This is a genomic window from Ectothiorhodospira haloalkaliphila ATCC 51935, assembly GCF_000633935.1.
Taxonomy (GTDB): Bacteria; Pseudomonadota; Gammaproteobacteria; order Ectothiorhodospirales; family Ectothiorhodospiraceae; genus Ectothiorhodospira; species Ectothiorhodospira haloalkaliphila.
This window is the reverse complement of sequence record NZ_KK214996.1, coordinates 18,343-31,706: the sequence shown is the minus strand read 5'-3', so window position 1 is coordinate 31,706 and position 13,364 is coordinate 18,343. Positions and strand designations below refer to the sequence as shown.

At 62.5% G+C, this 13,364-nt stretch carries 17 protein-coding genes; 4 read left to right on the top strand and 13 right to left on the bottom strand.

Going from position 1 to position 13,364, the window contains the following annotated elements; all coding sequences use genetic code 11:
* Positions 1–174 precede the first annotated feature (174 nt).
* From ECTHA_RS0101985 to tnpA, 8 genes are all read right to left on the bottom strand, one after another.
* Positions 175–1,518: an IS481 family transposase gene (locus ECTHA_RS0101985; protein WP_025283053.1), complete on the bottom strand. Its 1,344-nt coding sequence runs from the start codon at positions 1,516–1,518 to the stop codon at positions 175–177.
* Between the two features lie 45 nt (positions 1,519–1,563).
* Positions 1,564–2,160, bottom strand: coding sequence for a hypothetical protein (locus ECTHA_RS16645; RefSeq protein WP_026623440.1), 597 nt, complete (start codon positions 2,158–2,160; stop codon positions 1,564–1,566).
* Between the two features lie 217 nt (positions 2,161–2,377).
* The gene (locus ECTHA_RS16640; protein ID WP_025282616.1) at positions 2,378–3,187 is read right to left on the bottom strand and encodes a tyrosine-type recombinase/integrase; all 810 of its coding nucleotides are present in this window, start codon (positions 3,185–3,187) and stop codon (positions 2,378–2,380) included.
* Positions 3,184–3,945, bottom strand: coding sequence for a tyrosine-type recombinase/integrase (locus ECTHA_RS0101970; RefSeq protein ID WP_051582526.1), 762 nt, complete (start codon positions 3,943–3,945; stop codon positions 3,184–3,186). The genes ECTHA_RS16640 and ECTHA_RS0101970 overlap by 4 nt, the downstream gene beginning before the upstream one ends.
* Positions 3,946–4,133: 188 nt before the next feature.
* Entirely contained in the window at positions 4,134–5,366 is a 1,233-nt protein-coding gene (locus ECTHA_RS16635) for a tyrosine-type recombinase/integrase (protein ID WP_025282618.1), read from the bottom strand.
* Between the two features lie 59 nt (positions 5,367–5,425).
* Positions 5,426–6,925 carry an IS66 family transposase gene (gene tnpC, locus ECTHA_RS16630; protein WP_025282619.1) on the bottom strand — a complete coding sequence of 500 codons (1,500 nt, stop codon included), beginning with the start codon at positions 6,923–6,925 and terminating at the stop codon, positions 5,426–5,428.
* 59 nt (positions 6,926–6,984) lie between these two features.
* On the bottom strand, positions 6,985–7,350 hold the full coding sequence (gene tnpB, locus ECTHA_RS0101955; protein ID WP_025282620.1) for an IS66 family insertion sequence element accessory protein TnpB: 366 nt from the start codon (positions 7,348–7,350) through the stop codon (positions 6,985–6,987).
* Positions 7,347–7,751 carry an IS66 family insertion sequence element accessory protein TnpA gene (gene tnpA / locus ECTHA_RS0101950; RefSeq protein WP_025282621.1) on the bottom strand — a complete coding sequence of 135 codons (405 nt, stop codon included), beginning with the start codon at positions 7,749–7,751 and terminating at the stop codon, positions 7,347–7,349. Before tnpA ends, tnpB begins: the two co-directional genes overlap by 4 nt.
* A 97-nt stretch (positions 7,752–7,848) precedes the next feature.
* Between tnpA and ECTHA_RS20490 the strand changes: the two genes are divergently transcribed.
* A complete protein-coding gene (locus tag ECTHA_RS20490; RefSeq protein WP_274520833.1) occupies positions 7,849–7,971 on the top strand; it encodes a hypothetical protein in 123 nt (40 codons plus the stop codon).
* A 170-nt stretch (positions 7,972–8,141) separates the two neighbouring features.
* Here the strand turns inward: ECTHA_RS20490 and ECTHA_RS16625 are convergent, their stop codons facing one another.
* Positions 8,142–8,552 (bottom strand): coiled-coil domain-containing protein, encoded by a 411-nt coding sequence (locus ECTHA_RS16625; protein WP_025282622.1) that lies wholly within the window; start codon positions 8,550–8,552, stop codon positions 8,142–8,144.
* 222 nt (positions 8,553–8,774) lie between these two features.
* Here ECTHA_RS16625 and ECTHA_RS16620 point away from each other — a divergent pair, with 222 nt between their 5' ends.
* On the top strand, positions 8,775–9,209 hold the full coding sequence (locus ECTHA_RS16620; protein ID WP_025282623.1) for a CCDC90 family protein: 435 nt from the start codon (positions 8,775–8,777) through the stop codon (positions 9,207–9,209).
* Positions 9,210–9,549: 340 nt separating this feature from the next.
* On the opposite strand, the gene ECTHA_RS16615 is transcribed toward ECTHA_RS16620, so the two are convergent.
* Both ECTHA_RS16615 and ECTHA_RS16610 read right to left on the bottom strand, forming a co-directional pair.
* Complete coding sequence (locus tag ECTHA_RS16615; RefSeq protein ID WP_025282624.1) at positions 9,550–10,068, bottom strand: coiled-coil domain-containing protein; 519 nt, start codon at positions 10,066–10,068, stop codon at positions 9,550–9,552.
* Between the two features lie 145 nt (positions 10,069–10,213).
* Positions 10,214–11,311, bottom strand: a complete 1,098-nt coding sequence (locus tag ECTHA_RS16610; protein WP_238984765.1) for a transposase — start codon at positions 11,309–11,311, stop codon at positions 10,214–10,216.
* A gap of 222 nt (positions 11,312–11,533) precedes the next feature.
* Here ECTHA_RS16610 and ECTHA_RS0101920 point away from each other — a divergent pair, with 222 nt between their 5' ends.
* Both ECTHA_RS0101920 and ECTHA_RS16605 read left to right on the top strand, forming a co-directional pair.
* Positions 11,534–11,815: a hypothetical protein gene (locus ECTHA_RS0101920; RefSeq protein ID WP_025282625.1), complete on the top strand. Its 282-nt coding sequence runs from the start codon at positions 11,534–11,536 to the stop codon at positions 11,813–11,815.
* Positions 11,812–11,976 (top strand): type II toxin-antitoxin system RelE/ParE family toxin, encoded by a 165-nt coding sequence (locus ECTHA_RS16605; protein WP_084306630.1) that lies wholly within the window; start codon positions 11,812–11,814, stop codon positions 11,974–11,976. The genes ECTHA_RS0101920 and ECTHA_RS16605 overlap by 4 nt, the downstream gene beginning before the upstream one ends.
* Before the next feature lie 11 nt (positions 11,977–11,987).
* On the opposite strand, the gene ECTHA_RS16600 is transcribed toward ECTHA_RS16605, so the two are convergent.
* Positions 11,988–12,239, bottom strand: a complete 252-nt coding sequence (locus ECTHA_RS16600; protein ID WP_025282626.1) for a hypothetical protein — start codon at positions 12,237–12,239, stop codon at positions 11,988–11,990.
* Between the two features lie 55 nt (positions 12,240–12,294).
* The gene (locus ECTHA_RS0101905) at positions 12,295–13,269 is read right to left on the bottom strand and encodes an RpnC/YadD family protein (protein ID WP_025282614.1); all 975 of its coding nucleotides are present in this window, start codon (positions 13,267–13,269) and stop codon (positions 12,295–12,297) included.
* Positions 13,270–13,364: the final 95 nt, after the last annotated feature.

Sequence of the window (13,364 nt, the reverse complement as noted above, 5' to 3'; positions counted from 1 at the left end):
GTGGTCTTGCCGCTGCCGGCCTCGCCGGTGAGCAGGCCGATGCCCCGCAGGCGCAGCAGGTGCCTGAGCCGGGCCTGGGCCTCGCGCAGGGTCTGGGACTCGAACAGGTCTTCACTGGCCACGCTGGGTTCGAAGGGATAGGCGGTCAGGCCGAAGTGCTTGCGGTACATGGCCTCAGTCCTCCCCCGCCTCGATATCGAAGTCCCGCCAGTGCATCCCCGAGGGGCTGGGTTGCGGGCCCTGATCCTCACTGCGGGCCTCGCGCGAGGGCGTGTTGCGCTTGACGAAGCAGTTGGCGTACAGGTCCACGGGCCTGGCGGTTTCCACGTACCGGCCTTGATGGACGATCTGCACGGTGCGCCGGGTGGCGCCGGGGTCGTAGCGCAGCGTGACGCGCTCGCCGATGAGGGCGGCATCCACTTCGTAGATCACGCCGTCGAGGCTGACGGTACGGTCCTTGTGGACCTTGCGTACCGCCTCGAACAGGCACAGATCCTCCAGATCCAGACTCGGGTCCAGATAGCGCACCTGGTCACCGTCCTGAGCCCACCGCTCCAGGGGCGTCATCCCGTCCAGGCCGCGATGGGGGTTGTGGTGATACTCCCCCTCAACCCAGGCCCACAGGCGCCGGTTGAGGGCCTCCAGGCTGGCGGTATCCTCCGGGGTGAGGGTGTTCAGTAGCTGGGCGCGTAAGGTCCTGAAAAAGCGTTCGATCTTCCCCTTCCCCTGAGGGCGGTAGGGACGCGCATGGATCAGAGCGATACCCAGCCGGGCGCAGACCAAGGCCAGGTGATGGGAGCGGTAGTTCGCGCCATTGTCAGTGTATAAGCGTTCAGGGAGTCCGCGCTTGCTCAGAGCCTGGCGCAGCACGGGCAGGAAGGCGCGGGTGTTCTCCGAGAGGGCGAAGGCGGCATGGGGAACCACCCGGGTGGCATCGTCCATGAAGGCGATCAGATAGGTCTTGCGGCGCACGCGCCCTTCGACGGTGACACTGGGGCCGTGCATGACATCGCTGGACCAGAGCTGTCCGGCTCGGGCGAAGGCGAAGCGGCGGCGATCCTGGTCATGAGTGGCCTCGGCCTGGCGCTGCATCAGCCCATGACGCACGAACAGGCGGTGGACCGTGGAAGGTGGCAGCGGCAGATCCGCGTCCACCGCGCCGTTGTCACGCAGGTGCCGGATCACCTGGCGCACGGACCAGGAGGCATGTTCCTCCTTCAGGGCGATCAGGGCCTCGGTGACGGTCGCTGACAGGCGCCGGGGCTGGCCACGATCCTGGCGCGGCTTGGGCAGCAGGGCGTCAAAGCCACCCTGGCGGTACTTCTTCATCCAGTCCCGCAAGGTCTCGGCGGCCACATGGGTGCGATGGCTGCCAGGGATCTGATGGGTGCGGGCGGCAATGGCATGGAGCTGGGTATAGAGCCCGGGCGCGCCGGGCGGCCGACGCACCAGGTCGGCGATCAGCCCGAAACGGAACAGGGCGATCTCGTGGCGCAGGTCATGAGAGGGATCGGGCATGGCAGCGTCTCCGGGGAAAACGACCCAAACGGTCGCTCCACGACGCTACGCCCCGCTGCCAGGCGGGTCAGGGCCCATTGTGTGTTGGCGCGACGGGGAGGTGGACACACCGCCACTGCAGCGGTGGGCAAAACCGAATGGCGGCGGTAACTGATCGAGCCAGGGCGCGGCAATCTCACGCAGGGCGGGGAGCAAGGGTGTCTGACCTAATGCGATCTGGCAGGCGGTCAAGGTGGGGGCGCAGTCGGTGAGCAGGTCGAGTAGCAGTCCCCTGAGGCGGTGCAAGCAATCGTCTATCGCATCCTTGCGGCGGCGTACCCAGCGCACCGCCCCTGCCTCCTCGATCTCGGGGCGCAGCATCCTGGCGGCCGCCACCAGACTGGGCGCGATCTCCGCGGTCATCACCGCCACTTCCACCGCCTGTAGCTTCCCCGACCAGCGGGCCGCCAGACAATCAGGTATCAGGGAAAACGTGCGGTGCCCCTGCGGGCAATACCAGCGGGCGATCCGTGCCCCCCGAGGCCGCTTGCGCGCATAGCTGCCGTGGCGGGCAAAGCCACAGCCCCCGGCAGGATGCAGCGGACAACACGTCAGGCTTGCTTTCAACCAGCCTTGCTGGGTAACGTATTGTTCGCCGGTCAAAGGCGTTCTCAACCGCAATAGCACACCGGCCACCGGCCCGCACGGCGGCTACCGTGGCGGGCCACTTTTATGGGTTGGCCTCAGATCATGCCCCTGTCCGCCCCGATCCGCCAGCCCGGTGAATCAATCCGGGCACTTCGCCTCACACCCGACTCACACTCTGCCACCACGCTGGCTCTATCAACGAGGAAATAATCCGCTTCAGATCAGGCGGTGATCAGCGATTTGGGGTGGGAAACAACACCTTCGCTCTGCCCAGGGAGGGACAAGAGCAACCGGCGGCCGCCACGGCAACCTTCAGGCGCTGAGACACTCCGCTTCGGGTCATGGCTTGCCCCGCACGATTCGGGAAGAGCGGTGTTCCAGGTTCGTCTGGTAGCTCTTCGAGCCACTTCCGCAGGAGGCTCGCTGTATCACGCCATAGCGGAATCACTCTTGCCTTCCTGCCCTTGCCACGAAGATGGACCACCAGACGATCCTCGGCGTCGACGTCTTTTCGTCGTAACGCCGCTATCTCCGAAACACGGCCTCCGGTGTTGTAAAGGGTTCGCAGGAGTACTTGGTCACGTCGACCGCTCCAAGTGGATGTTTGGGGCGCCTCAAGAAGCGAGTTCATCTCGACAACCGAGAGATAGTGGATCGGCCCGCGGTCATGCCGCTTCATCGGGATAGCCAGTACCTGCTGCACAGTCGAGAGGGCAAGCGGGTCTTGAAGAACCGCATAGCTCACGAATGATCGGATCGCAGCAAGGCGGACGTTGCGGGTCCGAGCGGTATTGCCTCGCTCGCGTTCGAGGTGATCCAGGAAGGCGAGTACGAGTTCACGGTTCAAATCCTGAAGCCCCATCTCCGCAAGGGCGTGCCGATCGCGGCGTACGGCGAAGCGCAGTAGCAGCCGGAATACGTCCCGGTATGCAGTCACTGTCCGCGGACTCGCCTGGCGCTGTGCGATCAGATAGTCGTAGAAGTAACTCTGAAGAAGCCACCCGAGTTTCGGTGAGTCAGCCCCAGTGGGTGCCTTGGTCACAGTGGTTTCTCCGCTCTGGCCGCGAAGGCTGCGAAGCGCTCGCTGACCACGTTCATCAGTTCGGGGATTGCGCTCAGATACCAGTACGTCGAGCTGATCTTTTGGTGACCAAGGTACGCCGCAAGGTAGGGCATCTTTACATCAACGCTCTCACCGGCTTCGTGCCAGGCGAGCAGCCGTCTGCATACGAAGGTGTGGCGAAGGTCATAGAGCCTTGGCCAGCGATGTCCGGCTGGCGCGCCGCTGAAACCGAGCGTCCGACATAGGCATCGAAACGCATAATCAGCGTGGATGATTTCCAAGGACTCACCGTTGCCGCGACGGAAGAACGCTCCGCACTCTGATCCGATGGTCAATCCGGCGCAGGCGACCCGGTAGCTGATCAAGGCGGCAACCGTGCTTTCGTGGAGGGGAACGACGCGCTCATGGCCGAACTTACCACTACGAACGACGATCAGGCCCCTTGCAGTGTCGACATCTTCGTTGCTGAGGCGTACCCCCTCACCGGGACGGAGTCCTGTCGCCACAAGCAATCCGATAAGTACGCGCATCGACAAGCCACGCGCCGATCCCGCAGGGTGAAGCTGGTCAGCAGCCTCCATCAATGCCCTCACCTCACTCTCTGTGAAGATCCGGGGCGGGACGCGTCGGTGCGTGGGACCGAGAAGGCGCTGCGGCGGTACTTCCGTACCAGGGTCATCAACCAGCAGAAACCGTGCGAAGCCGCGCGCGATCTGAAGGCGACGGGATTGGGCCATGTCCGAGCCCGAGGGCGCCTGCCGGGCCCATCGTAAAGCCAGGGCCGTCGTGAAAGAGGCATTCGCAGCATGCTCTTCGAGTAGGTCCGCCAGAGATCGGAGCTGGTGGCTCTCTCTCGCCAGGAGATAGCCAAGTGCTCGTCGCTGTGCGAGATAACGATCGAGGCGCTCGTGCCAGCACCTGACGCTCACGACATGTTCTCCGGCCAGGGCATGGCGACCTTTCTCAGCCGCCCGACGTCTACAGAAAGGTAGCCGGCCGTGGTGTCGTAGCTGAGATGGCCAAGAACATCTGCAATGCTCTTCAGCGGTGTCCCGGTCTCAAGCAGCCGCGTCGCAACGCTGTGCCGAAGCCGGTGAACCTGACTAAGAGAATCCGGTAGCCCAATGCGGCGGAATGCCGCGCGTAGTGCCGCACGGACGGTTGCAGCCGTTACTGGGTAGCCACTCCGTGACCTGTGATGGACGAACAACGCGCGAGACTGAGTGCGTGGTCGTCCACCACGAAGGTAGGCTACGATGGCCTCGCCGGTCATTGAGGGCAGTGGCAGGGTATTCGATCGACCTGATTTTCCGGCAGGCACTGTGACCGTGCCTCGATGCCAGTCAATGTCATCCAGTTGCAGCCGTGCAGCTTCATCGGTGCGAATCCCCAAGTCCATGAGGACGCGGCACATCGCATAATCACGCTGCCCGGTTGCCCGAGTCAGATCGAAACTCGCTGGAAGCTGCCGAAGAACTTCGGGATCAAACGCTTTCGGCAAGCGCCGCGTGCAGGAACTTGCTGCCCCCGGGACAGATCGGGCCAACTCCGGTCCGCAGTGGCCGCACAGATGACCATATCTGAGGAAACTGCGGATCGCGACCGAAATGACACCCACACTCTTGGGTTTAAGGCCTTCGACGCGCTCCCGCACATAGTCCCTGACCTCGCTCGGGGACAGGGACCAGAGACCCGTTTGGCCCTCGCTTACTAAGGCATTGAGCAGGTTACCGGCCTCGCGCCGACGATATCGGCGAGTCGACTCACCAAGTCCCGCCACATCCGCCATGTACGCATCGTACAAAGCCACCATGTGACTGCTCTGCGGGCACCACACCGACCGCTTGATCGGGCGACCGAGCATCTTGAGTAACTGGCGGAGCGCAGCGCGCACTGTCCCTTCTAGCTGGGAGGGCTGGTGTTTAGTCCAAGACTCACGGAAGTAGGCGAGAAACTCCTCGACCGAGGCCGCGTCGATCGCGGCAACGGGCTCCGGCCATGCCCACCTCTCGTACTGGAGGATCGCCTGTTCGTACATCCGCGCTGTGCCGAGCGCGTAGCCCCTCTCGATGAGCCGGTGTCGAAACGGATCACGGAGCGATGCCCATGATCCTCGCTCAACCGTTTCAGGGAGCGTGATGCCTAAGGCGTCCGACAAGGTCTATGCCCTCCATCGGCGTAAGTACTTCCCGGTTATGCGCTCTTTCGGAAGCTTTGTCACCTCCCCGGTAGCGCGGCCGGTCCCGCTGAGAACCTCGTCCCAGATGCTGGTCTCCACATAATCGGGGACTCGTCATAATTCCGACTCACGCACACCCCACGGAGGGCGCGTTCGCCGCGGTTGTTATCCGGCTCCAGGCGGCCATCCTCGGTGAAGCGCATCAGGGCCTGCCAGTGGTTGAGGACGTAACCGATCGCCTTGGCGAAGTCTCCCCGGGGCGGCAGGCTGGGCAGGATGCGATCCAGCAGGCGACGCAAGCGCTTGAGGATGGGCACCGTGCGGCGCTGACGCGCCTCGCGGATCTGCTCGGGGTCGGTGATCCCTTGTTGGCGCAGGCGCGATTCCACCTGGTAGATCGCCGCGATCAGCTTCATCACCAGATGTACCCGGCCACGCTTTTTGTGTTTGCGGGCGATCTTTTCGAACGGTCGCCTCGCGTGGGACCAGCAGGCACACCAGATCAGCGCCTCCTGGATCCGTTCGGCATTGAGGTAGCCCGCATAGGCATCGGCTTGCAGATATCCCTCGTAGTCACGCAAGTGTTCCAGCGGACCTTCCTGGGATCGGTTGGTGGTGTAGTCGTAGAACACCGGGATGATGCCGTCCTCCCGCCCGCGGCCCAGGTAGAGCCACAGGCGACAGGTTCGGGTTTGTCGTCGGCCCTTTTCCAGTTGCGGCACCGTGGTGTCGTCACTGTGCACTACCGGACTGGCCAGGGCATCCTGGCGGACCAAGTCGGCCAGTCGGGCCAGGGCCGAAGCGGACAGCAGCACGTAGTCGCACAGCCGCTGGCGAGGGATGTCATAACCATCCCGGGCCAGCTGCTGACTGATGCGGTTGAGCGGCAGGTGATCCGCGAACTTGCTGATCACGGTATGGGCCAGCAGGCTGGCACCCACCTGGGCACCGGGGATCGGTGGCGAAGGGCGCGATGGAGAGACGATGGTGCGCTCTCCGTCATCCCCCTGGATTGCATACTTGGGCACCTCGTGGCGCTTCACGTAAAGCTGCCCGGGTTGGTACTCCAGGGTCTCGGTCACCTCGACGCCGATCTCCACCAGCGGGCCGCCGTTCTGGGCTTCCAGTTGGGCCCGGGTTTCATCGTCGTAGTCGTAGCGCTGCGTCTCCCGGGGCAGTTCCGGTGGCAGGGGGCGACGACCTCGGGGTGGTTGGGTCTTGCGCCGCTTCCTGGGTGCCTCGGTGGTTTCTTCTTCCTCCGGCTCGGGGATCGGGGCTTCCAGTGGATGGAAGAGATCCTCCTGGAGGTAACACCCGCGCTCGGAGCTTTGCCCAAAGCGTTTGCGCTGGGCCTCGAGGATCTGGCGCTTGAGATCCTGCAGTTGCTCGCTCAGCTCATTGATCGTGGACTGCTGCTGGACGAGTAAGTCGGACTGCTGCCTGATGACCTCGTCACGCTCCGCCAGGGCGGCGCGAAGTTGCGCCTCGCCCTGGCTGGAAAGCGATGAAGTCAGGCCTTGTGCAGCACCACTCAACATGCTCGTATTCTACCATGAATGCGAAGCTAAGTGGCTGACTTATCGATGGTATTTATCTATCAGCGGGTGGCTGTGGCAAGGCATTTTCGAGGACTTTCCAGGCGCCGCCAGTCGATGCCTTCGAACAGCGCCTGCCACTGGCTGCGGGAGAGTCGAACCTCACCCTCTGCATCCCCATCCACCTGCTGGAGCCACTTGAAGCGCCCCTTCTCCAGGCGCTTGTAGATCATCACAAAGCCCTGGCCATCCCAGTACAGGGCCTTGAGCTTGTCCCCGGCCCGGTTGCGGAAGACGAACAGCTCGCCGCTGAGCGGATCACGGTCCAGAGCCTCAACGATTTCAATGCACAGACCATCGAAGGCCTTGCGGAAATCCACCGGCGCCACCGCCAGATGGATGGCTACCCCCGTGGGCCAGGCGATCATGCCTCCAGGACCTCCATGGCTCGTTGCAGAGTCTGGGCGCAAAACCCCGGATGGAGCTCTAGGCGGCAACCATTACTCAGAGCCACCACCACCGGCCCGCCAGGCTGGGGCGATGGTGTCATCTCGGTGACCGCAGTGGGTGCGGGAGCAGGCTCGTCCTCCACCGGATGCACCGTCAAAAACCGCTGCACATCGGCCGCGCGGCCCGGTGACGAATCCTTCTCCTGGGGGCCGGCCGCGACCACCACCCATTCCGGGTAGCGCGCTGCCCACTGCGATAACTGCCGGGGTGACACCCCATGCTGGCGGGCAAAGGCGGCTTTGCTCTGACCTGAGACCGCCCACCGCCGGACCAGGTCCTGCCAGAAGGCGCGCCTGCGTTGTTGAATGCCCCTGCTCATGCCGGCTCATCTCCTTGGTTGGGTGAGATCGTGCCGGGCACAATGGGGAATCAGGGAGATTTAGGGAATACGGGTTCTACAGGACGCGTACAGCCAGGTGGGTGCTGACGAGGCCCACCTGGTGATCTTCAACCGGGATCCCGAGGTGAGCTGGGAGGAACGGATCTGGGAGATGGAGCGGACCGTGGAAGGGCGGTGCATCGGGGTGTGGGGGGCTTGAGGGGGCAGTGGTGCCCCATAGAACCTTCCCCTGTGGGAGCGGGCCTGCCCGCGAAGGGATGTGGCGAGGTGACCGACCGGGCTGCGGGTGCTGCGCTGCGTGAAACGGAGTTGCGATCGCAAAAAAGGGAATTGCGAGGCCTGCGCTACGGCTACCTTGGGATGACGATGCTAACCAACTAAAAATCGCATCGCGCCCAGGGTCAGGACGGCGTAGGCCAGCAGGGCACCTAGCGTCCATTTAATGATATCCACCTTGTGGTGCGCAGTCTCGGCCCGCAGTTGCTCGATATCCCGGCGCAGATTCCCTTCAATCTGTCGAGTCTCGGCCCGCAGTTGCTCGATCTCTTTCTGAAGATCCCCTCGCAGTTGCTCAATCTCCTTTTGAAGATCCCCACGCAGCTGCTCGATCTCCTTCTGCAACCGCAGCTCAGTTTCCCGTAGCGACGCATTGGTGGCCAGATCGTTCACGGCCGGGAAGCGGCGTTCCACATGCTCGATGGCTTCCACAATCAGGCGCGCCCGGGTCTTCTCGTCCGGGGCGCTGCTGATTTGCTCGTAGAGTTCGATCACGGAGGTCATGGCGGGCAGTATAACACCGCAAGCCAAGCGACGTGGCCCTTGCTGTCCCCACGCCGGCCCGATGGACATGACCGTTCCCCGTAGTTCGGGTTTCGTACACACCGCCTGTCGCCGGCCGAGGGCGAGGGCAGTTCCCATGGAGGGCAAGGGTAGCTTGCCCCTTTATTGCCGCTCACCTCGCGGCCTGAGATAATGGAAGGGTAAATCGTCAAGGATACTCACATGACCTCCGTCATCGAACTCTACGAACAGCTATCCAGCGCCCCGGATGATAAGACGCGCGCTCGCCTGATCGCCGAGGCCTTCGAACAAATGGAACAACGCTACTCTGAGGTGACCGACCTGGCCACGGGAGCGGCACTGCGTGAAACAGAGTTGCGGCTGCAGAAAGAAATAGAGCAACTTCGAGGCGAGGTCAAGAAAGACATTGAGCAGCTCAGGGGGGACGTGCAGAAAGACATTGAAAAGCTCAGGGGGGACGTGCAGAAAGACATTGAAAAGCTCAGGGGGGAGGTGAAAAAGGACGTCGCCGAAGTTCGGGGCGATATCGCCCAAAGCAAGATTGAAACCATCAAATGGACGGTGGCCTGGACCGGAGGCTTACTGCTGGCTCAGGCGACACTCATCCTGGGAGGCCTGCGCTACCTACTGGGATGACATGGCGGCGTGGTGCGCAGTCTCGGCCCGCAGTTGCTCAACCTCCTTTGCTGCCCCCACGTCGGCCAGATGGACATGAACATTCCCCGCACCGCGCGGGCCACGGCGTGCCCCATCGTTCACGACGCTGCCAAAAGCTCCCGCCCAAACACATTCCGAGCCGTCCGGATGCCCCGCAGGTATCGTGGCCGTTCGAATGATGAAGTGGGAGCCATGTTCGCCGCCAAGCGCCACCAAGTAGCGTCTGGCAAAACGTGGAGGTGCCGGCCTGCTGCAGGATCTGACCCCAGGTGAGGGCTGCCGTTTCGTGGGAGCGGGGCCTGCCCGCAAAGGGATGATGCTAACCAGCGAAAAATCGCATCGCACCCAGGATCAGGACGGCGTAGGCCAGCAGCGCACCTAGCGTCCATTTAATGATATCCACCTTGTGGTGCGCAGTCTCGGACCGCAGCTGCTCGATATCCCGGCGCAGATTCCCTTCAATCTGTCGAGTCTCGGCCCGCAGCTGCTCGATCTCTTTCTGAAGATCCCCTCGCAGTTGCTCGATATCCCGGCGCAGATTCCCTTCAATCTCCCGCGTTTCGGCCCGCAGTTGCTCGATCTCTTTCTGAAGATCCCCTCGCAGTTGCTCGATATCCCGGCGTAGATTCCCTTCAATCTCCCGCGTTTCGGCCCGCAGCTGCTCGATCTCCTTCTGCAGCCGCAGCTCAGTTTCCCGTAGCGCTGCATTGGTAGCCAGATCGTTCACGGCCGGGAAGCGGCGTTCCACATGCTCGATGGCTTCCACGATCAAGCGTGCCCGGGTCTTCTCGTCCGGGGCACTGCTGATTTGCTCGTAGAGTTCGATTACTGAAGTCATGGTGGGCAGTATGACACCGCTTGGTTGGGGGTGCCAGATGAGGCGATAGGCTGAACGCCAAGCGATGTGGCCCTTGCTGTCCCCACGTCGGCCAGATGGACATGAACGTTCCCCGCACCGCACGGGCCACTGCGTGCCCCGTCCTTCACGACGCTGCCAAAAACTCCCGCCCAAACACATCCCGAGCCGTCCGGATACCCCGCAGATACCGACACTGCCTTCGCGCCGCCAGATCCACCAGACTCGCCGGCGCCCCGATGGCCGATCCAAAGGAATGAAACAGATCACCAGCGTGCGTGATGAAGGCTTCAGTTCCCATGCCCATGCGCGCCAGCAGTTTCGGCGTGCCTTCCGGAATGCGCCCCCGTTTGGTGGGGTGAACGCAGCGGCCCAAGGTTTGCGTCAACTCCACATAATCCGGCCATGAAAAGGGAATGCCCGCCTCGAATCGGCCCGTGCCGTCAAAAGGCATCAGCGGAGCCGGCTGCAACGACCGCAACACGCGCTCCTCGCGCAGCACCTCACTATTGAAGATCCCACTGATGATGGCAGGGTCGGTGGGGGCGTCTGTATTGGCTTTGTGAAGGAGGGGAGGGCGGTCATCCTCGCGCTCGGGCAGCGCCTCACCCACCCGGGTGGCCGTGGCCTCTTCCTGAGGTTGACTCAACCTGCGGGCGATGGAAGTGTGCGTGCTGTCCTCCAGGCCCTCACACACCCCCGCCCGAACCGGATTCAGATCCACATAGCTCATGGCGGCCAGCAACGCCTGCTCGTCCAGCAGCGCCTGACTCTTGAAGCGACCCTCCCAGAACCGCCCCCGCACCTTGTCTTCCGCATTGGCGCGGCGGGCAATGGACTCGTTCAAGACCCGCATGAACCAGGAAAGATCATGCAACCGGCCGCGGTACTCATCGGCATAGGCCTCGGCACTCGCCACCTCTGCCGCTGAAAGCGTCTCCCAGGCATCCGACAGGTAGCGCTGCACCACCTCCGGGCCGCTGAACAGACGCGTCCAGCGTGACAGCACCTCCCTGGCATCCCAGTGCCTGGACCGCTGAGCATCCACCCGCAACACCAGATGGTAGTGGTTGCTCATGACCGCGTAGGCGGCCACATCAATGGCAAACACGGAAGCCAGCCCCAGGGCGCGTTGCTCTATCCACCCGCGCCGGTGCTCATAGTTGTTGCCGGTGACGGAATCCTGGCCGCAGAGAAACGCCCGCCGCACGCAGCGGGACACCACGTGATACTAGGGCGTGTCTTCGAGGCAGATCTGGGAGGCGCGGGGCTGGGTCATGGGGTGAGCTTAGTGGGGTGGTGCACTTGAGTCAATAACAAAGTGGGTGTCCTAAGATGAGAAGGGGAGCACCCGACTGGCTGCCATGCTGCGAGCCCAGCTGATTTTCGGCCTGCGCATGGTGCTGACGACGTATATACTTTATAAGTACCGCAAGGGGGCCGGACCATGAAGAAAGAAGCTGTTTTCACCATGAAGCTGGAAGCGGAGTTGCGTGCCGATTTTATGGCCGAGGTAGCCGAGGAGGATCGGCCGGCGTCCCAGGTGGTCCGAGAGCTGATGCGGGACTACATCAAGCAACGTCGGCAGGCTCGTGAATATGATGAGTACCTGCGCCGCAAGGTGGAGGCCGGGCGCGACTCAGCCCGTGCCGGGCGTGGCCGTTCACATGATGAAGTGGAAGCGCGGTTCGCCGTCAAGCGGAACAAGGTAGCAGCTGGCAAAACGTGATCGTTGTCTGGACGCCGGAGGCGGAACAAGATCGCGCTGACATTTGGGACTACATCGCCGCCGAAAACCCCGGCGCGGCCGCCCACATGGATGAGCTTTTCAGCGATGCAGCCAACTGGCTGGCCACGTTTGTTTGCAGGGGCATTCCAGGGCTTGACTGATCGACTGAGTCCTAGCCGAAGAAATAGCGCATGCCCCCCAGGATGAGGGCAGTATGGGCCAGCAGGGCGCCCAGAGTCCATTTGATGATGTCGACCTTCTGGCGCCCCATCTCTGCTCTGAGGTTGCCCTCGATCTGCCGGGTTTCGGCCCGCAGCTGCTCGATCTCCTTCTGCAACCGCAGTTCAGTTTCCCGTAGCGACGCATTGGTAGCCAGATCATTCACAGCCGGGAAGCGGCGTTCCACATGCTCGATGGCTTCCACGATCAGGTATCGGGCGACACCTCAGCCGCCGAAGTTTACCTGGGGAGCGGCAGGATCAGTGATTGCCCAGGAGTGCTTCCAGGCTCTCGGCGGACAGGATCTTGACGACCCACTCATCCAACTGCTCATCGCTGGCCTGGCTCAGGCGCTCATCGGCCCAGGTAGGCAGTTCTCCAAACTTCAAGGCAATTTGCTTGCGCAGGGTGTCCGCAACACCCAGATGGTGGCCCTGCTCAAGTCCTTTCTCCATCCCCTGTTCAAGTCCCTTCTCCATCCCCAACCGCTCAGCCGTATTGATGTAAGGCATACGCTTTTCCTCCTCAATGGCATAGACCACTTCCAGAAAACCTCGTTCCAGTCCCCTGGGCAGCTGGATCATCCAGTCGATGATATGAAACAGCCGCTGAATCTCAGCCCGACTGTAACCCCGTTCATAAAGCAGACGAATCAGGCCCACCTTGGCCCGCTGACGCTCTTCTCCATCATCCAGCCGCTTGGCCTTGATCTGCGCCATCACCACCAAGGCGAAGACATTCTCGCTCACCTCCAGGTCCGCCCAGCGTGCCTCCCAGTCGATCAACTTGGTCATGGGAAACACAAAGCTCAGCTCACACCCCCAGCGGGCATACCGGAAGCGCTCCGGCCGAAACCCCGGGCTGGTGTCTGCCAGCACCGCCAGGCTCACCACATCCACCCCGTACCGGTCCCGCAAGCGGTACTGGTAAGTGTACATCCGCTGTGCAAACCCATCTTCTGGCTCACCCTGAACCTCCACATGAACCAGCACCCAGGTCTCGCCCCCATCCCGGGCATACACCTTGATCAGCTTGTCCGCATGGCGCCGGCCACTGCTGGCGTCTGCCGTGATCTGCTGCAACTCCTTGTCCATGGCGCTGTACCCCCGCGACCAATCCACCTCGCCATGGATTGACGGGAACAGCAACCGCAAGAACTCCTCGAAGTAAGAGTCCAGGGCATCCTTCCAGGGGCTGTCGTGATCTGTACGCCGGGCGCTGTCTTGGTCAGTCATGGTCACTCCTTTGACGAAGCATGATTCTCTACCAAAGCCACCGACGATGGAATGGTAACAAGGTGGGTGGGAGCGGCCCTCGGCCGCGAAAATCG